The sequence below is a fragment of the [Clostridium] innocuum genome (assembly GCA_012317185.1).
GTDB classification, from domain to species: Bacteria; Bacillota_I; Bacilli_A; order Erysipelotrichales; family Erysipelotrichaceae; genus Clostridium_AQ; species Clostridium_AQ innocuum.
In genome coordinates this window covers 373,496-398,352 of record CP048838.1, presented here as the reverse complement: position 1 = coordinate 398,352, position 24,857 = coordinate 373,496, and the positions used below count along the sequence as shown (strand labels likewise).

At 44.8% G+C, this 24,857-nt stretch carries 21 protein-coding genes and 1 pseudogene; 15 read left to right on the top strand and 7 right to left on the bottom strand.

The window, feature by feature from the left end; all coding sequences use genetic code 11:
- Positions 1–616 precede the first annotated feature (616 nt).
- A complete protein-coding gene (locus G4D54_02015) occupies positions 617–2,080 on the bottom strand; it encodes a M81 family metallopeptidase (GenBank protein QJA01278.1) in 1,464 nt (487 codons plus the stop codon).
- A 282-nt stretch (positions 2,081–2,362) separates the two neighbouring features.
- Positions 2,363–4,129, bottom strand: coding sequence for a M3 family oligoendopeptidase (locus G4D54_02010; GenBank protein QJA01277.1), 1,767 nt, complete (start codon positions 4,127–4,129; stop codon positions 2,363–2,365).
- 204 nt (positions 4,130–4,333) lie between these two features.
- On the opposite strand from G4D54_02010, the gene G4D54_02005 reads away from it, so the two are divergent.
- The 6 genes from G4D54_02005 to G4D54_01980 all read left to right on the top strand — a co-directional run bounded on the left by G4D54_02005 (position 4,334) and on the right by G4D54_01980 (position 9,554).
- Positions 4,334–4,663 carry a PTS lactose/cellobiose transporter subunit IIA gene (locus tag G4D54_02005; protein QJA01276.1) on the top strand — a complete coding sequence of 110 codons (330 nt, stop codon included), beginning with the start codon at positions 4,334–4,336 and terminating at the stop codon, positions 4,661–4,663.
- 18 nt (positions 4,664–4,681) lie between these two features.
- Positions 4,682–5,002, top strand: coding sequence for a PTS sugar transporter subunit IIB (locus G4D54_02000; GenBank protein ID QJA01275.1), 321 nt, complete (start codon positions 4,682–4,684; stop codon positions 5,000–5,002).
- Between the two features lie 391 nt (positions 5,003–5,393).
- Positions 5,394–6,488, top strand: a complete 1,095-nt coding sequence (locus G4D54_01995; protein ID QJA01274.1) for a DUF871 domain-containing protein — start codon at positions 5,394–5,396, stop codon at positions 6,486–6,488.
- 231 nt (positions 6,489–6,719) lie between these two features.
- The gene (locus G4D54_01990) at positions 6,720–7,676 is read left to right on the top strand and encodes a N(4)-(beta-N-acetylglucosaminyl)-L-asparaginase (GenBank protein QJA01273.1); all 957 of its coding nucleotides are present in this window, start codon (positions 6,720–6,722) and stop codon (positions 7,674–7,676) included.
- Between the two features lies 1 nt (position 7,677).
- The gene (locus G4D54_01985; protein QJA01272.1) at positions 7,678–8,787 is read left to right on the top strand and encodes a M20 family metallopeptidase; all 1,110 of its coding nucleotides are present in this window, start codon (positions 7,678–7,680) and stop codon (positions 8,785–8,787) included.
- Positions 8,788–8,810: 23 nt separating this feature from the next.
- Entirely contained in the window at positions 8,811–9,554 is a 744-nt protein-coding gene (locus G4D54_01980; GenBank protein QJA01271.1) for a copper homeostasis protein CutC, read from the top strand.
- A gap of 329 nt (positions 9,555–9,883) precedes the next feature.
- On the opposite strand, the gene G4D54_01975 is transcribed toward G4D54_01980, so the two are convergent.
- Positions 9,884–10,981, bottom strand: coding sequence for an N-acetyldiaminopimelate deacetylase (locus tag G4D54_01975; GenBank protein ID QJA01270.1), 1,098 nt, complete (start codon positions 10,979–10,981; stop codon positions 9,884–9,886).
- 290 nt (positions 10,982–11,271) lie between these two features.
- Between G4D54_01975 and lysA the strand changes: the two genes are divergently transcribed.
- The 7 genes from lysA to G4D54_01940 all read left to right on the top strand — a co-directional run bounded on the left by lysA (position 11,272) and on the right by G4D54_01940 (position 17,638).
- Complete coding sequence (gene lysA, locus G4D54_01970) at positions 11,272–12,645, top strand: diaminopimelate decarboxylase (GenBank protein QJA01269.1); 1,374 nt, start codon at positions 11,272–11,274, stop codon at positions 12,643–12,645.
- The gene (locus G4D54_01965; GenBank protein QJA01268.1) at positions 12,642–13,841 is read left to right on the top strand and encodes an aspartate kinase; all 1,200 of its coding nucleotides are present in this window, start codon (positions 12,642–12,644) and stop codon (positions 13,839–13,841) included. Before lysA ends, G4D54_01965 begins: the two co-directional genes overlap by 4 nt.
- Positions 13,838–14,659 (top strand): diaminopimelate epimerase, encoded by an 822-nt coding sequence (locus tag G4D54_01960; GenBank protein QJA01267.1) that lies wholly within the window; start codon positions 13,838–13,840, stop codon positions 14,657–14,659. Before G4D54_01965 ends, G4D54_01960 begins: the two co-directional genes overlap by 4 nt.
- Complete coding sequence (locus G4D54_01955; GenBank protein ID QJA01266.1) at positions 14,652–15,533, top strand: 4-hydroxy-tetrahydrodipicolinate synthase; 882 nt, start codon at positions 14,652–14,654, stop codon at positions 15,531–15,533. The genes G4D54_01960 and G4D54_01955 overlap by 8 nt, the downstream gene beginning before the upstream one ends.
- On the top strand, positions 15,527–16,246 hold the full coding sequence (dapB, locus tag G4D54_01950; protein QJA01265.1) for a 4-hydroxy-tetrahydrodipicolinate reductase: 720 nt from the start codon (positions 15,527–15,529) through the stop codon (positions 16,244–16,246). Before G4D54_01955 ends, dapB begins: the two co-directional genes overlap by 7 nt.
- Before the next feature lie 10 nt (positions 16,247–16,256).
- The gene (dapD, locus tag G4D54_01945; GenBank protein ID QJA01264.1) at positions 16,257–16,949 is read left to right on the top strand and encodes a 2,3,4,5-tetrahydropyridine-2,6-dicarboxylate N-acetyltransferase; all 693 of its coding nucleotides are present in this window, start codon (positions 16,257–16,259) and stop codon (positions 16,947–16,949) included.
- Positions 16,950–17,266: 317 nt separating this feature from the next.
- Positions 17,267–17,638, top strand: a complete 372-nt coding sequence (locus G4D54_01940; protein QJA01263.1) for a hypothetical protein — start codon at positions 17,267–17,269, stop codon at positions 17,636–17,638.
- On the opposite strand, the gene G4D54_01935 is transcribed toward G4D54_01940, so the two are convergent.
- Positions 17,639–18,826, bottom strand: coding sequence for a hypothetical protein (locus G4D54_01935; protein ID QJA01262.1), 1,188 nt, complete (start codon positions 18,824–18,826; stop codon positions 17,639–17,641). It lies immediately after the preceding gene.
- A 131-nt stretch (positions 18,827–18,957) separates the two neighbouring features.
- Here G4D54_01935 and G4D54_01930 point away from each other — a divergent pair, with 131 nt between their 5' ends.
- Entirely contained in the window at positions 18,958–20,970 is a 2,013-nt protein-coding gene (locus G4D54_01930) for a maltodextrin glycosyltransferase (protein ID QJA01261.1), read from the top strand.
- Between the two features lie 73 nt (positions 20,971–21,043).
- Positions 21,044–21,652 (top strand): YigZ family protein, encoded by a 609-nt coding sequence (locus G4D54_01925; GenBank protein QJA01260.1) that lies wholly within the window; start codon positions 21,044–21,046, stop codon positions 21,650–21,652.
- A 500-nt stretch (positions 21,653–22,152) separates the two neighbouring features.
- Here the strand turns inward: G4D54_01925 and G4D54_01920 are convergent, their stop codons facing one another.
- From G4D54_01920 to mtnN, 3 genes and pseudogenes are all read right to left on the bottom strand, one after another.
- Complete coding sequence (locus G4D54_01920) at positions 22,153–22,677, bottom strand: NUDIX domain-containing protein (protein QJA01259.1); 525 nt, start codon at positions 22,675–22,677, stop codon at positions 22,153–22,155.
- Between the two features lie 75 nt (positions 22,678–22,752).
- A complete protein-coding gene (locus tag G4D54_01915) occupies positions 22,753–23,589 on the bottom strand; it encodes a hypothetical protein (GenBank protein QJA01258.1) in 837 nt (278 codons plus the stop codon).
- Positions 23,590–24,001: 412 nt separating this feature from the next.
- Positions 24,002–24,609 (bottom strand): annotated as a pseudogene (mtnN, locus tag G4D54_01910) (5'-methylthioadenosine/S-adenosylhomocysteine nucleosidase).
- Positions 24,610–24,857: the final 248 nt, after the last annotated feature.

Sequence of the window (24,857 nt, the reverse complement as noted above, 5' to 3'; positions counted from 1 at the left end):
GTGATATCCGTTCATCCTGAAAATTATTTAAAGTAATTGTGCAATGTACTTTAAGTCAGACAATAAGAAACAAAAAAGGATTTAAATTTTAATGTGGAATAGGATATCCAGCCCTATCCGTTCGTCCTTAACACATGTAAAAAATAATGCTCAATGTTCTTTTCTTCTGTAATGCAGAATAGAAAAAAAGGGGCATATTCTGCTATAAAATAGAATAAACAGCCCTGTCCGTTCATCCTTAACACATGTAAAAAATAATGTTCAATGTTCTTTTCTTCTGTTATGCAGAATAGAAAAAAAGGCATTCTCTTATTATGGCGTTCTTATTCGAACATGGGTATCGCAAATAATTCACAACAAAAAGCACAGGATCAGCTTCATGATTGCGCATGATCTTGTGCTTTTATTATCTATAATCAAATAGTCAAATATGAGAAAGAATCAATCGTGGAATAGGCCAGAGAACTCTTTAATCTGTAACAGATTTATGTGGGTATTGCTTTTTACCATCTGAAAGGCTCACCCAAACTATGCCTCGGTATGCCCTATTACCTCTTTCTTCCATGCACTCCTCCGCACTTACGGAATCACCCAGAATAAGCCCCGTTATGCCCTGTTACAGCATATCCTCTAAGTCATAATCATCATAAGGCCACATCGGTCGATAAATCTGCTTGAATTTTAATAATTCACTTCTCTGATATGTCGGCCCCTGAGTAAGCGCCATCATACACAAATCACCATATGCGTCAAACTCGGCAGAGATATATCCCTGTTTTACCACAACAACATCATATTCCTTTAACACGATACCACAGCGGGTATACTGCTCCGGCTCATAAAACTGAATCGCATCATTCAGAATAACAACGCTTACCGGTGCATGATCTAATCGGACCGTTATCGCAGTCCCCATATCTTTTTTATGCTCGTACCCTTCATCAGGTATACCTTTCGCGATTATAGTTCCTTCAATCGGTACGCTTTTACATAATTCATCATAGTTCATGCCAATGCACAGACTGACATGCTCGCCTACATGTCGGGGATACAGTTTTTTAAAAGCGTTGTGATCAACAATTCCGCTTACCAGATACTGTTTATGGTTGGTATCATGCATTGCGAGAATCTGTCGTAACATATAGGTATTAAAGCCATCTCCTCCGGAGCCTACATTATCTCCTGAATCTGTAATAAATACGGTTCCTCCTGTATGAGCAACTGCCTTATGTAAGACCTCCTGCGGTTCACCGGTATTGCCGTGATAATGAAATTCATGACGCCGTGAATATGCAAACGCACGAATATGATCTGCCACTTCCTCGGCATAGGCTCGATACTTACCGCTCTGCGGTACAACGACAACAGAGCATCCCAGCTTGTCACCATCATGGCGCAGATAGCCGATATGAAAAGAAGCACTCATAATGCGTTCATCCTTTTCTGCTTCATCACACAGCCGGTTGATGGATACCATCGGCTCATCGAGTGATACACTCTTTTCCCCGCCGATTATGATAGGAACCTTTCGGTATACCGGTCTTATGTTCCTTCTGTTCTTTAACAGCTCAACAAATTTTTCTGCGACAAACTGAAATGTCTCCTCTGCATCCGTATGCGGAGAATGACGGTAGCAGCGCAGGATATTCACCTTGCTTACAAGCTCTTCGGACAGATTTCCATGGGGGTCCATTACAAGGGCGATTGGCATATACGGCCCGGTTATTTCACGTATTTCTTTCAGGAAAGCGTGCTCAGCCGAGCCTCCTGACAAGCCGATCACTTTACTGGCGCCATGTAAAAACAGAAAGATTCCATCAATTTCATGAATATGTGATTTCACCTCTACCATCATACGTGAACGGATAAATTCAAAAGCATCGTATGTGACAGGGCCATGCGGGTGTCCGCGGGCAATGATTGCCGGAATCAATTCTATACCGGCATCCTCAAAAACCTTACGGCAGGAAACATGCTGAACGGCCTCTTCACCAAACTTAAAAACAAATTTATCAAAGGTCATCAAACTGCGTGAATGCTCATTCGATTCTGAGCTGAAATAAGCAAATAATACTTTCATAAAACGTTTCTCCTTTACTTTTATCTTTATATAGATTCATAAAATTTGTTGAAAGAGCAGGCATTCGGTTTTTCTACTTATCAATCTCTACATAAACCCTTAAAACGATTTTTATTGGAAAAGCAGATATCCGGACGCTTTCGTTCTGCAGCATCTGCTGTCAGAAAAACAGTTATCCCAATACCTCCTAGCGCAGTATACAACAGCTTCTGTTTGGACGCCTTTTCTATCTGACTGCCGGCAGCTGACGGACTGATACAATCATGCAATTCAGCCCTGATTCTATGCTGTCTCTTTCGCTAATATCAGAAATTCATCCATTTGCCTTATGATGGATTCAAGTGAGGCTTCCCAGAAAGCGGCATCCTCCAAATCTATACCGGCAATGGCCGCTGTTTCTTCTACCGTATGCGTAGTTGATGCCTTCAGCAAGGCGCGATATTTCGGAAGGAATGCCTCCCCTTCTTTTTCATACATCGCATACAGGCCTCTTGAAAATAAGGCGCCGAAGGTATATGGGAAATTATAAAAAGCGATATCTGGGATATAATAGTGTACTTTTGTAATCCAGCGATACGGATGGAGCCAATTCGGGTCCAACCCATCCTTAAAACATTTCTTTTCCGCCTCCAGCATCAGCTGCATCAAGTCGGAAGCAAACATAAACCTTTCCTCACACTGTTCAAATACAGATTTTTCAAATGTGTAGCGGGTTGTGATATCACAGATATTTTGACAGAGTGCAGACAGCTGCGTATCAATCAAGAACAATTTATTTTCACGGTCTGCATCATTGATTAAAGCACGATACATGATATTCTCATTGAATGTAGATGCCGTTTCTGCCAGCGGCATACAATATTCTCTATTTAGAGGCCGCTCATTTTCAACCAGCATTCCATGATAGGCATGTCCTAACTCATGTGCCACCGTGATAACGTCACTCAGGGTATTTCCATAATTGGTAATGATTCTGCTCTGTTTGATCCATGCCAGATTTTCACAGAATGCCCCGCTCTGTTTACCCGTATGGCTTGGATAATCAATCCAATGCTCATCTATTGCCTGCTTTGTCATATCATATAAATCAGTGGAGAAATTTCTGAAATGCAGTTGTATATACGCTTCACAGTCTTCGATCGTAAAGGACATATCGCACGTACCGAGGGACGCGTAAATTTCATACCACGGAAGTCCGTTATCATATCCCAACAGCTTTGCTTTTGTACGCAGATACTCATGAAACCTAGGTAGATACTTATCAACAGCGACATACATCGTGTTCAATGTTCCTTTCTTCATGAAGGAATCCTGCAGCATTTTATCCAGGGGATCCTCATACCCCCGCATACGTGCTTCCATCAGCTGTTGACGCTTGATGTTATTAATGGAAAAGGCAAGCGGCTCTTTGATGGATTCATAGGCCTTCATTTCACACAGAAAGGCTTCCTTTCGCACGTCTCTGCTAGTTGAATGACATAAATTTTTCACTTGTGTCAGAGTCATCGTTTGCCCCAGACACTCCACGGAGACATTTGCCGTCAAATGATAATACATATCACGAAATGCTGCTGTACTTGTCTGCGAAAGCTTTGCCAGCAGCGCTTCTTCCTCTTTGCAAAGAGAATGAGAGGCTTTATCTTTTAATGTAAACAGCAGAAAGGAATACTCCTTCAGCATTTCGTCCTGCTGTATGCAGGAGTCCATATGCTTTATATGTGCCAGATAATCCTTTAACTGCGAACAATAGACGGAATAAGAGGATATTCTCGAATTGATGATATTCAAATATTGCAGAGTCTGTTTATCATTGGTATCCACAGATTGGCGTAAAATCGTGTACATGTGCAGACGGCCGGATAAATCATATTCCTTTTCCAAAAGCTGAAGGATTTCTTTCACCGCACAGCATTCCTCCAGTGTGTTCATTTCTTCCGTCAGTGCAGAAAGCTCGTCGTGTAAATCATGATACTGTTTCAAATCATTTTGAAAAGCGGGGTCATCGTAGCCTTTATATAAAGCATCCAGCGACCATTCATATCTGTTCATTTTTAAAACCTTCTTTCCTGTACTCATTATAAGGCACTGAAATGCAAAGAGACAGTAGAACGTTTTCCTAACATCCTAGGAAGTACTATCACTCCTTCATAATCAATTTCCTAATGATTAGGAAACTGTGTTAAAAGTATTTTTTTCAATGGCTAGTATAATAGAAGTGCGTGATCAAGATCACTTAAGAGGAGGGTATGAGTAATGGAAGGTTTGGAAAAGCAATGCTTTCAAATTATCTCTGCTGTAGGAATGGCTCGCTCCAGCTATATAGAAGCAATACAGGAAGCTAAAAAAGCGAATTTTGAAAGGGCCAGAGAAATGATTGAAGAGGGAGATAAAAGTTTCCTTCAAGGACATGAAGCTCATGCGAAAATGATTCAGCAGGAAGCAGGCGGCAAAAAAGTAGAAACCGGTTTGCTTCTGATCCATGCGGAAGATCAGTTGATGAGTGCGGAAAGCTTTAAAATCATCGCTGACGAAATGATTCAGAATTATGAAAGAATCATAGCGCTTGAAAGCAAGATTAAATAGAGCAGAAAGGAGAACGATATGAAGAAAATTTATCTATTTTGCAGTGCAGGTATGTCTACGAGTATGCTGGCTCAGGAGATGCAGAATGTGGCAGACGCTCACGGCCTTCCCTTAGAAGTAAAGGCATATTCTCATTCTAAAATCGGCGATATTGTCGAACAGCTGCACCCTGATTGTATTTTACTTGGACCTCAGGTAAAATATCTGTACGAAGAAACAAACAGACGATTCAAAGAAACTGCTCCGGTAGCGGTGATTGACGCCTCCGATTATGGTATGATGAACGGAGAAAAAGTCCTGAAAACCGCAATCAAGCTGATTAAATCATTTAAGAAATAAGAATACCCCAATAGCCGGGCTCTATCTCACGCTCGATTGTTTCAGTTTGTGGCTATCCGGCACGAGATTACAATGTAATTTTGTGCCTTTTCATTTGCGATATTGATCTGCACCTGGATAAGAACCTAGCGATATGGAAACAGATTTTTCTTTTTTAATGCTTGTTTTAAGGAACAGTATATAAGATAACCTTTGCCGTTTGCAGAATACCGGAAGTGTTATAAGTGAGGGCATTATACGCACAAATAATATGACGGACATTGCACCCGTTTTTTGAATGAGGTGCTGAAGAAATCGCCACGATGCTTTTTATTCCTAGCATTAGGAAACCGTATACGCGATAACCTATGCAGCCTGCGTTATAATAGAAGTATTATAAGGAGGGCATTTTATGCACAAATTAGGTATCAGCGTATATCCGGAGCATTCAACCCCTGAAAAAGATCAGGCATATATGGAATCAGCAGCCGGATACGGATTTACAAGAATTTTTACATGCTTGCTTTCAGTACAAAAAGCAAAGGAAGAAATCATTACGGAATTTACTGATTTCATGAATCGCGCTCATGCACTCGGCTATGAAGTAGCCGTCGACACCAATCCGGATGTTTTCAAACACCTGGGCGCAACACCTTTGGATTTAAAGGTATTTCATGACATGCATGTGGATATCATTCGTCTGGACGGTCACTTTGACGATTTTCTTGACCGGGCGATTACCCATAATGAATATGGCATTAAAATTGAATTTAACGGAAGTGCGGATTCCTCAATCGACTATCTGCTGAAGCACGGCGCAGATCCGCATAATGTTACAATCTGTCATAATTTTTATCCGGAACGCTACAGCGGAATCGGCTGGAAGCTGTTCATGAATTTAAATGAGAAATGGAAGGGGCTGGGACTTCATACAGCAGCCTTCGTGACCAGCCGGGAACCGGATACCTTCGGTCCATGGCCGGTATCTGCCGGACTTCCAACCGTAGAGCTCCACCGTACGAAGCCGATTGATGTACAGCTGCGCCATATGCTGGCCTGTGAGCTGATTGATGATATATTGATTGGAAATGCGTACGCCAGTGAAGCGGAGTTAAAAGCGATGGCTGCTGTCGATCTATCAAAAACAACAATCCGCATGGAACTGGAAAAGGATATCTGTGCGGCTGAAAAGAAAGCACTGTTTGACTATCCGCATACCGGGCGGCAGGATGCCAGCGACTATTATATCCGCAGCTCCCTTCCGCGTTTCTTTTTCAAAGAAGAAGCAATACCGCAACGGATGAGTGAACAGAGAATGTTCCATCGCGGAGATGTTGTAGTTGTAAATGACAATTTATCGCATTATCGCGGAGAAATCGAAATCCTGTTAACAGATATGGAAAATGACGGTGAGCGTAATCTCGTTGGTCATATTGCAAATGATGACATGATGATTCTTGATGAAATGGAAAAACACCCCGAGCATTTGTTTGGCTTTATCGAATAAAAAACTCATCAGTCCTTCGTTCCCCCTCTTGTAGTACGGAGGATGAAGCTGCTGGGCAATTACAAGGAACAGTATGCGTAATTCACCAAGGCTGTGCGGATATGATCAGCTTTCAACAAGAAAACACATACTTCCTAGGCTTTAGGAAATGATCTTAGAAACGATATACTGAAATGGTATTATAATGAAGGAGAATATGATAGTTGATGAATGCGAAAGGAGAGAATGAATATGTGGGGTATTATAGCGACCTGGAGAATGGCAGCGGAAGGAATCGAAAAAGCTGCCCGAATATTGGAAAACGATGGTATCAGCGGTGATGCTATCGAGACGGCAATTAAAGAGGTAGAGGATTTTCCATACTATAAATCCGTGGGCTACGGCGGTCTGCCAAATGAGGAAATGGAAGTGGAACTGGATGCGGCCTATATGGATGGAACAACCTTTGATATCGGAGCAGTTGCCGCAATTAAGGATTTTGCGAATCCTATCAGTATTGCCCGCCGGTTAAGCAAGGAAGCCGTAAACAATCTGCTGGTCGGTGAGGGGGCGGAAAAATTTGCACACAAGGAGGGCTTTGAACGTAAAAATATGTTAAGCGATCGCGCGAAAATTCATTATAAAAATCGTGTTAAGGATGTGCAGGAGTTGGAAATCAAGCCGTACAGCGGACATGACACGGTGGGTATGGTTTGTCTTGACAGTCACGGCGATATGACGGCAGCCACCTCTACCTCCGGCTTATTTATGAAGAAAAAAGGCAGAGTCGGCGATTCCCCGATTTCAGGATCCGGCTTTTATGTGGACAGTACGGCAGGCGGTGCCAGCGCTACAGGACTCGGTGAGGATTTAATGAAGGGTTGTATCTCTTATGAGATCGTCCGGCTGATGAAGGAGGGAAAGCATCCGCAGGAGGCTTGTGATATCGCTGTTTCAAAGCTGGATCAAGAGCTTACAAAACGCCGCGGCAAGGCAGGCGACATTTCGCTTGTCGCAATGAACAATAAAGGAGAATGGGGCGTTGCCACAAACATAGAGGGATTTTCTTTCGCAGTCGCAACACAGACACAAAAGCCGATTGTATATGTGACAAAAAGAGAACATGGGAAATGCGTACATCAAGAAGCCAGCAGTGAATGGCTGGAGAATTATATGAGTACCCGCATGGCACCATTGATTGAGAAATAGCATGGAAGATAAAATACTGGCGGAGATTGACAAAATCTCAGAGGAAATGATACAGGGAATTTTAGAGGTCGTAAGAATAGATAGCGTCAAGAGTGAGCCGCAGGAGAACGCTCCCTTTGGAAAAGGCGTAAAAAAAGCACTTGATAAAGCCCTGGAATTAGCAGAAGAACTCGGCTTCGAAACTGTAAATGTGGATAATTACGTAGGATATGCCAAATATGGAGAAAGTGAGGACTATATCGGTGTCATGGGACATTTGGATGTCGTTGAAACAGGCGAAGGCTGGACACATCCTCCCTTCAGCGGTTACATGGATGAAAACGGGCGTATCTTTTCCCGCGGTATCCTTGATAATAAGGGACCTGTCCTGAGTTGTTTATATGCTCTCTATGCCTTGAAACGATTGCATATACCGTTGTCCAGACAGGTACGCATCATGTTCGGCACGGATGAAGAAAGTGGTTTTGAGGATTTGACATATTATCTTTCAAAAGAAAAACCGCCTGTTATGGGATGGACACCGGATTGTAAATACCCTGTTGTATATGGAGAAAGAGGTCGTGCAAATCTGCAGATTCGTGCTGATCAAGTGCATCTGCAGCAATTCTTTTCATTCGTTACCACGTATTTTCTGGAAAGTGCAGCAAGCGGTAATCGTTTAGGCATTGATTATCACGATGATGAATATGGAGAAATGCAAATGCGCGGGTATGCGCTGCGTACAGAGCAGGAGGATGTCGTATTTCAATTTACTCTCAGTTATCCTGCCTGCTGCAGCATTCAAGACATACAGAAACAAATACGTACCAAGCTTGATTCCTGCTGTACACTGCAGCTGCTTCACAATTATGATCCTGTTCGATTTGAAAAGGACTGTTTCATGGTCAGAGCGTTACAAAGTGCATATGAACAGGTAAGCGGTCTGGATGGAACACCGGTAACAACAACGGGCGGAACATATGCAAAGGCAATGCCGAACATCGTTCCATTCGGACCAAGCTTCCCGGGTCAAAAGGGAATCGGACATCAGCCGGATGAATGGATGGATATCAAGGATATTATCATGAATGCAAAAATATATGCATTAAGCTTGTATAAGCTGGCAAAATAAGGCGGCATTAGGAGGATACCTATATGAATACTCAAATTGAAATCTGCTGCGGCAGTTACTATGATGCGCAGCAGGCAGAAGCCGGAGGTGCAAAGCGCATCGAATTAAACAGTGCATTGCATATGGGCGGCTTAACACCGAGTGTAGCAACACTGCGCTTAATAAAGGAACATACAAAGCTATGCGTTATGACGATGATACGTCCCCGCGGGGCAGGATTTCATTATCTTTCACAGGATTATGACGTTATGGTAGAGGAAACAAGAGATATGATCAAGAACGGTGCCGATGGAATCGTATTCGGCTGCCTGGACGCATACGGGAATATTGATACAGAGCAGAGTGGGCATATTACTGCACTGGCAAAAGTGAACCATAAGCAGGTGGTATTCCATCGCGCTTTCGACTGTGTGAAAGATCCATTCAAAGCAATAGAAACCCTGATCAATATAGGAGTAGACCGAGTGCTTACGAGCGGTACTTACCCCACGGCATTTGAGGGAAAGGAAATCATACGGCAATTACAAGAGCGTTATGGCGATCAAATCGAAATACTCGCCGGATGCGGTATAGATGCCATCAATGCAAAGGAGCTCATAGCCTATACAGGAGTAAAACAGATTCACTCCTCTTGCAAAGACTGGCTGCGGGATGAAACAACCTGTGGCGAGCGTGTTACTTACAGCTATGGACCGCAGGGTCATAAAAGCGATTATGAGGTTGTAAACAGTAAAAAAGTCGAGCATTTAATCTGGAGCGTTCAATAGCCATCTGCTGAATAACGGAAAATCAGTTTTCCATGTTTTACAGCTTCATAAAGAAAAGAAGTTCCTCATTCTATTGTTTATAGATGCGGAGCTTCCTTTTTACGTATCCGATGTTCACTCTATCTATCTGAAATAAAGGATATCTGACGTATTATGAGGATAAAGCCATTTTCTGAAATACGTAGATTTTAACTGACACAGCGCTCTTTATCACCTTTACAGCTGATTCCTCTGTTTGCTGATGAAAGAAAATCGTTAACAGTTTTCAATCACAGCTACAATACCTCTTTCCTTCTATGCTGTAGGAATACCTGATAACTATATCCGCTTTATTCCATCCTGCTCAGCTTGCAGTATTCCCTAACTCCTGCTTCCAGTACCTCTTCATCGAAGTCAAAATTGTGGGCATGCAGGGCAATCCCGGTACCTGTCCCCAGAAAGAAGAATACGCCCGGTACCTTTCGCTGATAATGGGCAAAATCCTCGGAAATCATTTCGGGCTTCTCCAGCAGCACGATATTCGGATCCAGCTTCCGCACCTGATCCACAAGGGCAGCGTCATTCATGACTGCGGGATAGCCGGTATTGATATCAAAGGAGAACACTGCCCCCTGTTCTTCATACGGCTTCGCCAGCTCCAGCATACGCTTTTTCAAATACTGATAGGTTTCATCCTGAAAGGCACGAAGGGTTCCTTCCATACGGGCAGCATTTGCCACAACATTACGAACTGTACCGCTCTTCAGTAAACCAAAGCGCAGTAAACGATAGGTTTCCGCTGACAGCTCCTCCTGTTCCATCGTATATAAATCCAGCAGATAGCGCGCCGCAATCTCCATCGCGTCAATGCCTTCCTGATACTTTGCCGCATGTGCGCTTTTTCCGGTAATATCGATATTCACCTCACTGGAGCGTGCCATAAATTCGTTTCTGCGTGTGGCAATCACACCATTGTCCAGCATCGGCCATACATGAAAACCGAAAATCCGTTTGATATGATACTGTTCAAAGATACCGCTTTTGCACATCGGCTCCGCTCCGCCCGGTGTTTCCTCTCCCGGCTGAAAAATCAATACCACGTTGTGCGGAAGCTCTTTATAATACGTAGACAGCTGGTGTGCGAACTCCAGCAGCATTGCCATGTGACCGTCATGTCCGCAGGCGTGCATGCGGCCTGCATGTCTGGATGCGAACGCTCTTCCGGTAGCTTCTGTTACCGGCAATGCATCCATATCACTGCGAAAGGCGATGCTTTCCTTTCTTCCTGCGTCAAAAAAAGCCACAACACTGCTGGGAATCGGTGAGCTTAACGTACAGGGAAGATCCCTGAGCGTCTCTTGCACATAGCGTTGTGTTTTCGGCAGCTCCAGCTCCAGCTCCGGTATCTGATGCAGGTCCCTGCGAAATTTCTGTATTCTCTCTAACATATCCTTCATCCTCCCTGCTCTATGTTATGTTTATTATATAGGAAACCATCCCTCATGTAAATATTTTCATTTTATGAAATTTTATCATTTAATTTTCATAAAACGGTTGTAATTTACCTTAAATAGTGATATGATACAGAAAAATAGATAGAGGCGCGGGAGCGACTACATCAGCTGGAGTCGGCAGACACCTGACAGCTGGTTTCAGCAATTCCGCCGAACTGCAGTCTTAGGCATAGGGCTGTGGTGGGCTTATGGAGAAAATCCATAAGACTGTCTACCATCAGTAGATGTGCTATCATTATTGTCATAAGGTTTTCAGCGATGTCAGTAAGGGTACACTTCCCCTGCTGGCATTTTTTAATGAGGTGATGGAAATGAGTAAAAAAGTGTTAGAAATATCCGGAGTTTCCGTTGAACAGCTGGCCAATGCCTGCGGTACTCCGTTATATGTGTATGATGAGAACAAAATCACACAGAAAATGAGCCAGTTTCACGAGCTGTTTCAGAGCGAGGATTTTGAAACCGAGGTTCTGTATGCGTCCAAGGCGTTCTCCTGCAAGGCGATCGTTCAGATGGCGGCAGCTCACGGCCTGTGTCTGGATGTCGTCAGCGGCGGTGAGCTGTATACTGCCATGCAGGCCGGCTTTCCGATGGAAAAAATCTACTTTCACGGCAACAACAAAACATGGGATGAGCTGATTATGGCACTGGAAGCAGGGATCGGCTGCGTTGTTGTCGATAACGCGATGGAATGCGAGCTGCTGGTAAAAGCGGCACAGCGGGTTGGTACAACCGTTCGTACACTGATTCGTGTAAATCCGGGCGTTGAGGCACATACCCATAAATATATTGTAACCGCACACCTGGACAGCAAGTTTGGTATCTCCATCAGCCGTATGGAGGATATCCGCAATATGATTCAGACGCTGACGAGTATTCCCAATGTCACCTTTGAGGGATTCCACTCGCATATCGGATCCCAGATTTTTGATAAGGATGCCTATGTGGCGGAAATTCAGACACTGATGAAATTTGTGAACGATATGCAAAAGGCATACGGTATCACCACGAAAGCATTAAATCTGGGAGGCGGCTTTGCGGCTTACTATACGAGTGAGGATCATCCGATTCCCCTGCAGGAGGTATGTCAGACAATTCTGGATACCTGCAAATGGGAGCGTGACCGCTATCAGCTGCCGTTAGAAAAGCTGATGATTGAACCGGGGCGAAGCATCGTTGCGGAGGCAGGCTCCACCCTGTATCGCATCGGCTATCAGAAACAGACGGAAAATAAAAAGTATATTTTTGTGGATGGCGGTATGTCGGACAACATCCGTCCGGCACTGTATCAGGCAGCCTATGCCTGCGATATCGCAAACCGCATGGATGAGGAAAAAAGCGAAACAGTTACCGTTGCAGGAAAATGCTGTGAATCCGGAGATATTCTGGTGGAAAACGTACAGCTGCCGCACGCACAGACAAACGATCTGTTAATATTGTATACGACAGGTGCCTATGGCTACAGTATGGCAAGCAATTACAATCGTCTGGGAAGGCCCGCGGTCGTATTCGTAAAGGATGGTAAGGTTCGCTTTGTGGTAAAACGTGAAACATATGAGGATATGTGCAAGCTGGAATGTGATGAGGAAATCAAGGTATGAATGTTGTAGAGAAGTATGGAGGAACAAGCGTCGGCACGATTGCGCAGATCAAGGCAATCGCAGCACATGCGGCAAAGCTGAAGGCACAGGGGAATCAGGTGGTCATCGTGGCAAGCGCCATGGGAAAGACGACCAACAAGCTGATAGCCATGGCGAAGGAAATCGGTGAGCATGTTAATGAGCGCGAGCTGGATTCCCTGCTTTCCACCGGTGAACAGAGAACAATCACCCTGCTTGCGATGGCCATTGATGCGCTGGGTGTTCCGGCAGTTTCTCTAACCGGATACCAATGTGGGTTCATAACCAGCGATCATCATTCCCATGCCCGTATCATGGATATTGACATCACCCGTTTGAAGCAGCATCTGAATGATGATAAGGTTGTCGTAGTTGCGGGCTTTCAGGGAGCGAATGAGGTCGGGGACATCACGACGCTGGGGCGCGGCGGCAGTGATACGACTGCGGTGGCACTGGCGGCCAAGCTGGGCTGGGAGTGTCATATTTTCACCGATGTCAACGGCGTGTATACCATTGACCCCAGAATGTATCCGCATGCGAAACGTTTGCACAAAATCACATATAATGAAATGATGCAGATGGCATGTCTTGGTGCAGGGGTACTGGAAACAAGAAGCGTCGAGCTTGCCAGCAAGTACGGAGTGCGTCTGTATCTGGGAAGAGCACTGGAAGAGAATTTAGACAAAGGAACGTATATTATGGAAAAAACGAAGCATCTGGAAGACATGCCGATCACAGGGATCAGCATCAAAGAGGATTATGCAATTATGAGGGTAAACGACCTGCCCAATGACGGAAAGTTTCTGAACTCGCTGTTTGCGATGATATCACAGCTGGATATCAATCTGGACACCATATCCCAGCAGCTGACTCATGACGGTAAGGTTAATTTTGCCTTTTACTGTAATAAACAGCAATCGGATGTGATTCTGAAAAATATTGATAAGCTGCATTCCCGCTATCCGATCTCCCGTCTGCTTGGCTTTGTGAAGCTGTCCATTGTCGGAGTGGGGATTTCCACACACAGTGGTATAGCCGCGAAGGTTCTGACAACACTGAGCGATCACAATATCCGCTATTATCAAATCACCTCCAGTGAGATTTCCATTTCCCTGACGATTGAGGAAAAGGATAAGCTGAAGGCGGTTGAGGTGCTCGGAAAGGCCTTTGACCTATGATACCGATAACCAAATATCATGGCTGCGGAAATGATTTTATCATTACCGACTGGGAGCTGTTAAAGGATCGAAGCATTGAGGATTTCGTCCTGCGCGTCTGTGACCGCCACACGGGAATCGGTGCAGACGGCTGTATTCTGGTGAAGCAGAAGCCGCTGGAAATGGTGTTCTACAATGCGGACAGCTCTCGTGCACCGATGTGTGGAAACGGTATCCGCTGCTTTGCGAAATACTGTTATGATGAAGGCATTGAAACCGCTGAGGAATACGATGTGGAAACACTGGCAGGCAGCAAGCATGTGACACGGGTATCTCTGAAGCCGTTTCAGGTACGTATCGATATGGGGACCTGGGATGATGATCCCAAAAGCATTCAGGTGGATACGCTGAAGGAGCCGGTCATGGGATATGAGCTGTGTATTGGTGATAAAAGCATACCGGTTTACAGCTTCTTCATGTCAACGGTACATACCGTTGTGTTTGTATCCGATGCCTTTGCCTTTGATTATAACGACATCGGGCATGCAATCTGTCACCATCCCCTGTACAGAGAACAGACAAATGTCAACTTTGTGCAAATCGTGGATGCGCATACCCTGCAGATGGTAACGTACGAGCGGGGTGTCGGTATGACGCTGGCATGTGGAACCGGTGCCTGTGCCGCAGCACGCATCGCCCACGAGAAAAAGGGCTGTGCCGCAAATCTGAAAATTATAGTAAAGCGTGGAGAGCTGCATATTGATATCGATGATCAGCAGCACGTCCACATGTTTGGTCCTGCCGAAAGGATCCTGAAAGGAGAAGTTGCATATGTTTAATGTTAAAGGAAGTATTGTCGCTCTGGTAACTCCGTTTCATGAGGATGGAAGTGTGAATTTTGATAAGCTGAAGGAAATTCTGGAATGGCATGTGGAAAACGGAACGGATGGTATTCTGGTTCTGGGTACAACCGGTGAATCCAGCACCATGACGCACGAAGAGGATGATGCGGTCGTGGAATGCACCCTGCAGACAATCAAAGGAAGAATCCCTGTAATTGTCGGCAGCGGCTCCAACTGTACGGAAACTGCCGTTGATAAGAGCAAGAAATATGCCGCTATGGGAGCCGATGCACTGCTTGTGATTTCTCCCTACTACAACAAGGCAAATGCACAGGGGATGATTGCCCATTTTACTGCCGTGGCGGATGCTGTGGACAAACCGATCATTCTCTATAATGTGCCGGGCAGAACCGGATGCAGTATCAGCGAGGAAGCAGTCAAAGTGTTAAGCAAACACCCGAACATCTGCGGTATCAAGGAAGCAAGCGGAAACATCGCGTATGCCGCAGGCATTGCACGGTATCTGAGTGATGATTTCGTTATGTTTAGTGGAAATGATGATATGGTCATTCCCCTGTTATCGCTTGGCGGCAGCGGCGTCATTTCCGTATGGGCAAATATCATGCCGAAGGAAGTACATGAAATGGTGCACAATTACCTGAACGGGGATACAGAGGCGGCGTTAGCGACACAGTTACACTATCTTGATCTGATTCACGCCCTGTTTATCGAGGTCAATCCGATTCCTGTCAAGGAAGCCCTGAACATGATGGGCAAGGCTGTCGGCGGATACCGTCTTCCGTTATGTGAAATGGAGGAAACACACCGCAAGGCACTGTTACATGAAATGAAAGAGGCCGGTCTATGTTAAATGTACTTGTTGCAGGCTATGGGAAAATGGGAAAAATGATTGTGGAAACCATTGAGCAGAGCGACGATATGAAGGTCGTTATGATTGCCGACGGTACCAATCATCCGGATGTATCCACCCTGCAGGAGCATGTGGATATCATCATTGACTTTTCTCATCCGGACAATCTGACCTGGATCAAGCCGTTTGTACTGGAGCATGCATGTGCCTATATCTGCGGCACCACCGGGCATAATGATATTCAGAAGCGCCAGGTGGAAGAGCTGAGCAGTGTGGCACCGGTTGTATTTCAGGCAAATTTCTCTCTTGGAATCGCAGTTTTTCAGGAGGTTCTGCAAATGATTACACCGATGCTGGAGGAAAGCTTTGATATGGAGGTTGTGGAAAAGCACCATAACCAGAAGCAGGACGCGCCAAGCGGTACCGCCAAAATGCTGGTAGCTGCCATGAACAGGGAGCATACATACCGGGAGGTACACGGAAGGAACGGTTTTGTAGGGAAACGACAGAAGGAAATCGGTATACACGCCGTGCGCGGCGGCACAGTTGCAGGGGAGCATGATGTTTACTTTTTCGGAGATGATGAAATCTTCGAAATCAAGCACACTGCCAACAGCCGTAAAATTTTTGTGAACGGGGCATTGCGCGCTGCACGCTTTGCCGTTACACAGAAGCCGGGTATGTATACCATGAAGGATATTCTGTTCGCATAAGGAGGAAGTCATGGACGCAAAGGAAATTATCGCATTTATACAAAACGCAGAAAAAAAGACACCGGTAAAGGTGTATCTGAAGGAAAAAAAGCCGGTTGCTTTTCCGGACTGTAAGGTATTCGGGACCGACAGCAAGGTCATATTCGGTGACTGGAAGATCATTGAGCCAATCCTGAAGGAGAATGCGGAAAGCATCGAGGATATGGTCGTGGAAAACGACTGCCGCAATTCCGCTGTACCGCTGCTGGATAAAAAATATATCAATGCACGGATCGAGCCTGGGGCAGTCATCCGAGATCAGGTGGAAATCGGTGACAATGCCGTTATCATGATGGGCGCTATTATCAATATCGGTGCCATCATCGGTGAAGGTACCATGATTGATATGGGTGCTGTGCTGGGCGGCAGAGCGACTGTTGGAAAGCATTGTCACATCGGTGCAGGGGCCGTTCTTGCGGGGGTTATCGAACCGGCAAGCGCAACTCCTGTCATTGTGGAGGATGATGTATTGATCGGTGCAAATGCCGTGGTGATCGAGGGAGTGCATATTGGAAAAAATGCCGTGGTTGCGGCAGGTGCTGTGGTCATTGAGGATGTTCCTGCCAACAGTGTGGTCGCAGGATGCCCGGCTCGCGTCATCAAGGAAAAGGATGCAAAAGCCACAGAGAAAACCGAGCTGGTTGACGCATTGCGCAGTTTGTAGAATCTAAATGAGAAAAGCGGATCGAAGCATGACCCGTTTTTTTTCAGCTGTTCGTGGCATCCGGTCAATATCCCTTCGTATAGGCAGCACAGCTTAGATACAACAACGCTGATTCTATTTGAAAACATGCATCACAAAACTCTATTAAGCATTATCATAAATAAATTTCTTGTGAAAACAGTACATCCGATAATACGCTTTGCGCAATGATAGGCCTCAGTGGAATGACTCCCATCAGTGTATCTGCAAGATGCTGTCTGAGCATAGATACCCTGCTGGAACTGTGTTATAATAATCGGGTAATCCGGAGGTATGTTATGAAACGTTCATTATCCTGGCTGGAGCTGTTATGGTATCTGCCGCTATATATCATCAGTGTATATTACCACCTTAATTCCGTCATGGTTTTAGTCATCGTGGCTGTGGGGTATACCATATCGCATTATCATAAATATACAAGCAGTGCGGAGTATCGCGAGCACTATAAAAAATCCTTCCTGTTTGTTCATACAAAGGATACCTATGCCACCCTTCAAATCAGCTGTATCTGGGGGATTTTGTTTTCTTTGGTATGCTGTGTCTATTTCTTTCTGCACGATACCACAGCCGGTTTCTACAGTCTGATTCCTGCCGTTTTGCCGCTGATTCTGCTTCTGTATATCCGCAAAGCAAACAAAAAAACACACTGATTACTGTGTCAGTATCCAGTGTGTAATATCCTGATGAATGGCTTTCTGTACGTGAGAGTCATTTTCTTTTGTATACAGGCTGTTTTGAAGCAGGGAAAGCAGATTACTGTTCTCATACAGATCCAGCAATGTAATCGACGATTTTTCCTTTATATAAGAAGTATTTCGCAGCTGCGAATCGTTCATTGCACACAAAATCTGCTTCACATAGGCATCATAGATTCCAAGCTTTTCCACATCCTCTCGCTGTACCAGCGGACGCAGATTATTCTCCAGCAAGGTGTTTATGCCCTCCTGTGAGCGTACCAGCTGTAAAAAGGCAAAGACAGCATTGGGATAGCGTGTCTTCTGATTGGCCGTAAAGCCGTATACATCCAGCATGGGACGAAGGGATGTATCGTCATAGGACAGCATCGCCGTAAACTGGAGATGCATATCTGCATATGCCGTTGAGCTGTCAAAGCTTGTATCGTTCATAATGAGGCCACTCACATAACGTCCGTCCTCATAAAAGGCTTCATCATCTAGTGTATCATCATGCAGATCCAAAGCCGTATGGAAGCTGCGGTATCGGTGCAGCCGTTCTTTAAATAACGACGATTGTACAACGGTTTTCATAGATACTGCCGCGTCCTCCTCATCCTCACGGTCAAAGAAAAACGGTATGGTATAAGCAAGCGTGCGATTCTGATAATATACATCCTTTTTTCCTGCAAGGCTTTTGAAATCATCAAAATCACCCGCTGTCAGTCCCCGCTGCTTCGCGGTATATGTATTATAAACAAAGACCAGTCCTTTTCCGCTCACAGGAAAGAAGCTGTCCTTTATAGCTGTTCGCTCAAGCTGGGCGGGCCAGGGATATTCCAGATGCTGCTTAATTCCGGTAAGTGGATAAGCGGGAGCTGTTTCATTCAATGCATCCGTATCCTTGACCCACACCAGATCATGAGCCTGCAGGGATTTATCCTCCTGTGAAAAATGCAGTGCATTACGATATTCGGGGTAGGTCTTATTCCAGAGTGCTTCCAGAGCATCGGATAAGCCCTCATCCGGCAGATAGATATTCAGGCGTGCCCCCGGTTCGATTTCATAGCGGTCCTCCTTCATATGGATATCCGCAGGCTGTGAAGCAGCGCCACTGCAGCCCTGCATCAGCAGCACCGGTATGCACAATAAAAGCTTCTTCATATGCATCCTCCTCGTGATGCAAGTATAAAAATAATACACTGAAAAAAGTGTCGAAATCGCTTTCTTTTCTCAATTAACGATTGACATTTTTCGCCACGTATAGAATACTATACGTATAAGGGGGTTTTCACATGAATTATTTAAAACGCTTATATGAGGAGCTGGAAAAGCAGTGCAAAAGCCATGCAAAGAAAATTTACAATTATGCAATTCCGCAGTCCTGGAATCTGTATGGATACCGTCCAGCAAAGAGCATCCGCAGCAGAGAGCTGCTTGTACATCCGTATGAGTTTTATCTTTTCACTCTGCGCAATATCCTGAAGGATGCGGATGGAAACTGGAAACAGCCGCAGCTTACGAAAGAGAAACCCTCTGATAAAAGAGACTGGCTAAAGCATGCCAGTGTGTATTCTCTCATGGTTCGCACAGCAACCGCCTGGGACCATGATCGCGACGACCGCCTGGTGAGTGACAATCTTTACCATCTCAACGATAACGGAACCTTTCTGAAAAGCATCCTGCTGCTTCCGCTGCTGAAGCGCATGGGTGTCAACACTCTGCTGCTGCATCAGATTTTTCCGCTTTGCAAAACGCAGAATGCACATGATTATCCGGTCAAGGAGGCCGTCACAGACTTTCGAAGCATCGATGCGCTGCTGCAGGACAAGCTAGTCAGAAAGCTGGATGCCAAAGAACAATGCGCCGCCTTTCTGGAGGCCTGTCATCTGCTGGGATTCCGTGTAATTCTGGAATACTGTCCCGGCAAGCTGGCAAGAGAGAACAGCTATTATAAGGAACATCCGGAGTGGTTTTTCTGGTATGACAGCGATCAGCAAAACGCTTATCACCCGCCTCGCTGCAATGCACTGCCCCAGAATACCCTTCCCTTCACCTATGCCCTGAAGGATTTTTACCGAAGTGCGGATGTCCAGCAGCATATCGCCCTGTTTCAGGAGGCTCCCGCTGGTTTGCATAAGTTTGAAAGCTTAAGAGAAATCGAAAGAGCCCTGCATACAACAATTGCTCCATCCATGGTGGATCAGATCAATGCCGCTATCCCTGCCGAGCTGGATACGACCATATGGCGCATGTATGAGGACATTCACACGCAGGTTCCCAAGGATATAAGAGCACAGGCCAAGCCATACCTGATGCAGGATATCATCCGCTATGACCTCCATCCGGCGAGAAAGCCGATGACAGCGTTGTGGGATTACCTGTGTGAAAATATCAGCTGGTATCAGCAGGAGCTTGGTATAGACGGCATCTTTCTGGAAAAGCCGTATCTGCTTCCGGAAAAGCTGCAAAGGGCTATGGCCAAAGCAGCAAGAAAGCAGAGGAAATCCTTTGTCATGATAGCCGAGGATACGGTGAGTGACAACAGTACGTTATGGCTGAATAAAGGCTATGATGCCATATCCGGCAGCGGGGCCTATGAGGAAAGTGATGTATGGAATTTTAAATTTCACAGCTTCAGCTATCGACTAAAGGGAAATGCCTGTTTGATGTTTGCGGCCTGTGAGTCCTTTGATTCCCGCCGTATCGTCAGTGTGGAGGGTAATACCGCTGCGATTATGCTGACGGTGATGAATCAGTTTCTGCCAAATGGAATTCCGTTCATGATGAATGGTGTGGAGTCCTTTGAGGTGCAGCCGATGCAGCTGAGTGAATACGGCGATTCCAAATATCTGAACGCATTGCCTAAGGAAGATCCCCGGCATCGCAGACAGGCATATCTGGATGAATACTGGTTTGATTACCGCAATCCGAATCTTCCTGTGCTTCCTGCCTTGCTTGAGAAGACAAGCGCTATCCGGAAAGCCTATGAAGAAGCTGTTACGGATCCGAATGCCTGTATTCCCGTATGGTTTGACTCTCCAAGAGATTACGGTATCGGGTTCACCTACATAAGTGCACAGAAAGCACTGCTGGTTGTATGCAATACCAACGTGCATGACAGTGTACTGTTGCACATACATACGGAAAACATGATCTGCGAGCTGCCGTTTACCCCGGCCTCCCTGCAACAGATTTTTTCTACAAAAGACCCGTTTACTCATGATATCATGATGGACAGCTTCCAGAATATACCACTGGAATTTGATCCGGGAGAGGTAAAGTTTATAGAATTAAAGCCGGAATGACTGGAAACGTTTGTTTCTTCAAACCGGCTTTTCTTTCGCTCCTTTATCCGTTATAATAAGCATAGGTGATCGTATGTACAGATTAAAAGAAGATACCATGGCAGAGCTGGAAATCAAAAAAAGCAGATTTCTCTGTTATCTGCATAAAAGCTTTTCCGAAGCGGATGCCAAGGAGTTTATACAGCAGATCAAAAAGCTTCATCCAAACGCAAGGCATCACTGCTATGCCTTTATCATCGGAGAACAGAATGAGCTGCAGCGAAGCAATGACGATGGGGAGCCACAGGGGACAGCCGGTGTCCCCATGCTGGAATGTCTGGCAAACCGTCAGATGCAGGATACCGTTGCGGTAACCGTCCGCTATTTTGGCGGTATTAAGCTGGGAGCCGGAGGACTGATTCGTGCCTACTCAAAAAGTGTATCCAATGCACTGGATCAAGCCGTCATTACACAGAAGCAAAAACGCCTGGTGTATTCCATGACCTTCAGCTATGAGCTGATTGGAAAGCTGGATCACTATTTCCGGCAAAATGAGGTTACTGTTTTAGATAAGGATTACGGAGAACAGGTTACCTATCTCTGGATGTGCAAAGAGCCTCTGGATGCGGATATGGCAGAGATTACAAACGGGCGCTTTCTGCCGGAATTTATAGAGGAACGCATCGTTGATGTGGAAGTCTAATGCTGTCGCCGTCTGATATCTTGTGATGATTGTTGGAAGGATTGATGCTGTGACCCAAAGGGTATACGGTTATATTGAAGAAGAAATGGACACAGAGATTTCTATCCTGCATGAGCAAAGAATTTAATAACTCTCTGCAAACTCGGATTTCAAGCTTGATTCCCGCATGAAACAGGAGTGTAAAATTCGCTCAATGCTATTTGAAGAACATGACAGTATTTTTACAGGAAGCTATGGAAGCAGTGGTCACCTGTACTTTTATCCTTTCTATGCCGATAGGTTCCCAGTATAAGAAGTCCGAGGAACATACGGAGATGAATGAGAAGATTTTCAGCTTTGACGGTCCTACATGTGCAGGCGCATGCAGATTATTCCAAAGCAATAACAGCCAAAATAGCAGGAGTCATCATTGATTTCTGCTTTTTTATCGTATCTCCTGAAATGCTGTACGGGATAAAGCAGTATAAAAAAAGAAGAATCATCATCCTTCTCTTATACGATTAACAATGTCTGATAAAGAAATGCTCTGCATCCCGTTCATAAACCGACAGGAAATTCAAAAGAAAGCGCTGTGCCAGAGAAGCCGGCTTTACCGAAGCCTTTGCCTCATCAAAGGTAAACCAGGCAGCACGGTCCACTTCCCATGTACTTACATTCTCCAGGCATTCACTGTCAATAACCACAGCAAAATTGAAAATCAATGTGTTGGTTTTCGGGAAATACTCACTGCGCAGAAAACGGTATTCCAGCACCTTTCTTCCAATCTCCTCCTGCATCTCCCTGATCATGGCATCCTCTGCACACTCTTCCTTATTGACGTAGCCTGCGACCAGTATATTATTGGGCTTTCCATACTGCTGTATCATCAGAATTTTATCCCGCTTCGGATTCAGTGTCACCATGGAAATCGCTGTACTGAAAATAGGAAATCGATATGCGCGACAAGCTTCACAAAAGGGAACCATCCCCTCATGCTCCAGCTCCTTCATATGCAGCTTCTCTCCGCATTCATAACAATATTTCATAACGTCACCTCACAATCATATCTATTATACGCCTGTTTATATTCGACATGCAAAAGAAAGAAACCTCTCGGTTTCTTATCTTAGCTCTTTTACCAGCTTCCAAAGCTCGCTGTAGGATACAAAGCCAATGGCATCACATTTCTCCTTTGCCACCTGACGCTGCTTCTTGACATTTCCTTCATGCACCCTGTTCAGATTGTTCTTATCCATCATGTACTGCACATAGGAGAATTTTTTCAGCAGGAACCAGTTTGCGATGATGTTGTTAATACATTCTTCCTTATCATCGCATTTCGCAAGAATGTCTCTCAGATTTACCAGCTGGTAGCTCGCGATCTTCTGAGCAAGTTCATACATTTCATCATAGTTCAGGAACAGCTTTGCATCAAGCTCTCTTTGTACAATACCAGCCTTGCGGTTTCTCTCGAAAAAGCTTTCCACCGTATCCAGCAGGGTATCAACACTTTCCTTGTTTACACTTAAGGCGATAATCTCATTCCGCGTTCCTTCATATTCATTCTCCGGTTCGCTCATGACATAATACAGCGCCTTTGCCATCACATATTCCTCTTTATCTCCCAATGTAAGAATAATCGCCTTCTGGTGTTCATCAAAGCTTCCATATACAACATACGGACATTTGATTGTTCCCTTCGGCAGTTTAAATGAATCCTTGTAGCGTATAATCTGATTGGCGATCGCATCCTTGTTGATGTTCAGCCTCAGATTTGCACAAATTTTCAGATTATGATCCTTTTCAAAGAGCTGCGAAAGGATAGTGTAGTCGTCCTCTTTTCCTTCTGCTGTTTCTATGATGGAAAGATAATCTTCTAGGAAACCATTGAATTCACAGATACCGGTATCTGCTTCTCTTACGTCTTTTACTTCACATAAAATATCATAAATAGCCATAGTTCTCTCCTCCTTTCCCTGTCGTATTTTACATTTGAAGATAAAATGAACTATGTATGTCTATATGGATACAGATTCACCTTCATAACCAGTATATGATGTTTATCTGCCGAATTATTCCTATTTCTTAAAAATGTAAGGGGATTCCTAACTTAATTTTACAACCTTTTGAGAATTTTTCAACATATTTTTCCATAATTGGTCGTTTTCTTCTCATATTTCTTCCGCAATCCATCCAGAACAGGGGGATTACTGCCTATATTTTGCATATGCTTACAAATGGCAAGGTATATGTAAACAGGAAGGGATCTTCGGATTCCATAAGAAAAGAGACTGTAAAGCACATAAGAAATACTTTTCTGCCAATCATGTGCATACCGCCTGAAAAGAAAAAGACGGATATCCGTCCATTCTAATTATGTAATTGCCCGCAAAAGCTGGGAAGCAGAGCGCAAACGATTTCTGCCGATATCGCGGAGGCCGCAGCACAGTTTTTCTCAAATTCCCCGATTCCTTTATGCCCCGCCGTATCGGTTATCGTGCGTATGGCCAGAAAGGGAAGCTTGTTCACATAACAGACATGGGCAACAGCTGCTGTTTCCATATCGGTGCATAACGGGGTAAAACCAGTCAAAATCTGTTCTCTGTTTTCCTAGTCACACGCTGCTCACCGCTTACCATTGTTTCAAATAAAATCACCTGCTTTGTTGTATTGCTGTAGGCTTTCGCAGACTGCAGTAGGTTTTCATCTGCATAAAAATATACACTGTCCATCCAGGGATGAAACTCTGTCAGAATATCATCCGCCACATCATGATAGGCGATTCTCTCGGAAATTACGGTATCAAAAAGCTGCACTTGTTCCTGTATGCCCCCTGCAGTACCTGCGTTAATGATACAGTCCACTGCAAAGCAGTCAATCAGCAGCTGTGCCGCAATTGCCGCATTCACCTTACAGACACCGCTGTATAAAAGGACCACTTCCACACGATCAATGTTTCCGCAATGAAAGACGAGCATCGCTTTCTCGATTACTTCAGTCTCCTTTACATATGGTAAAAATGCCGCCAGCTCTGTATCACCGGCACACAGTATTCCAATTTATTTCATATATGACTCCATTTCTCCGCTTTCTTATTCGGATACAAATATCACATGTAAATTATTTTAAATTGTTTATTTTATCAGAGTTTCTTTCACGCTATTCTTTCCTTCAGCTTCCTTCCCCATGCTTTGTTTTCGTATCCCTTTTCATGCAGTCCTGTTCC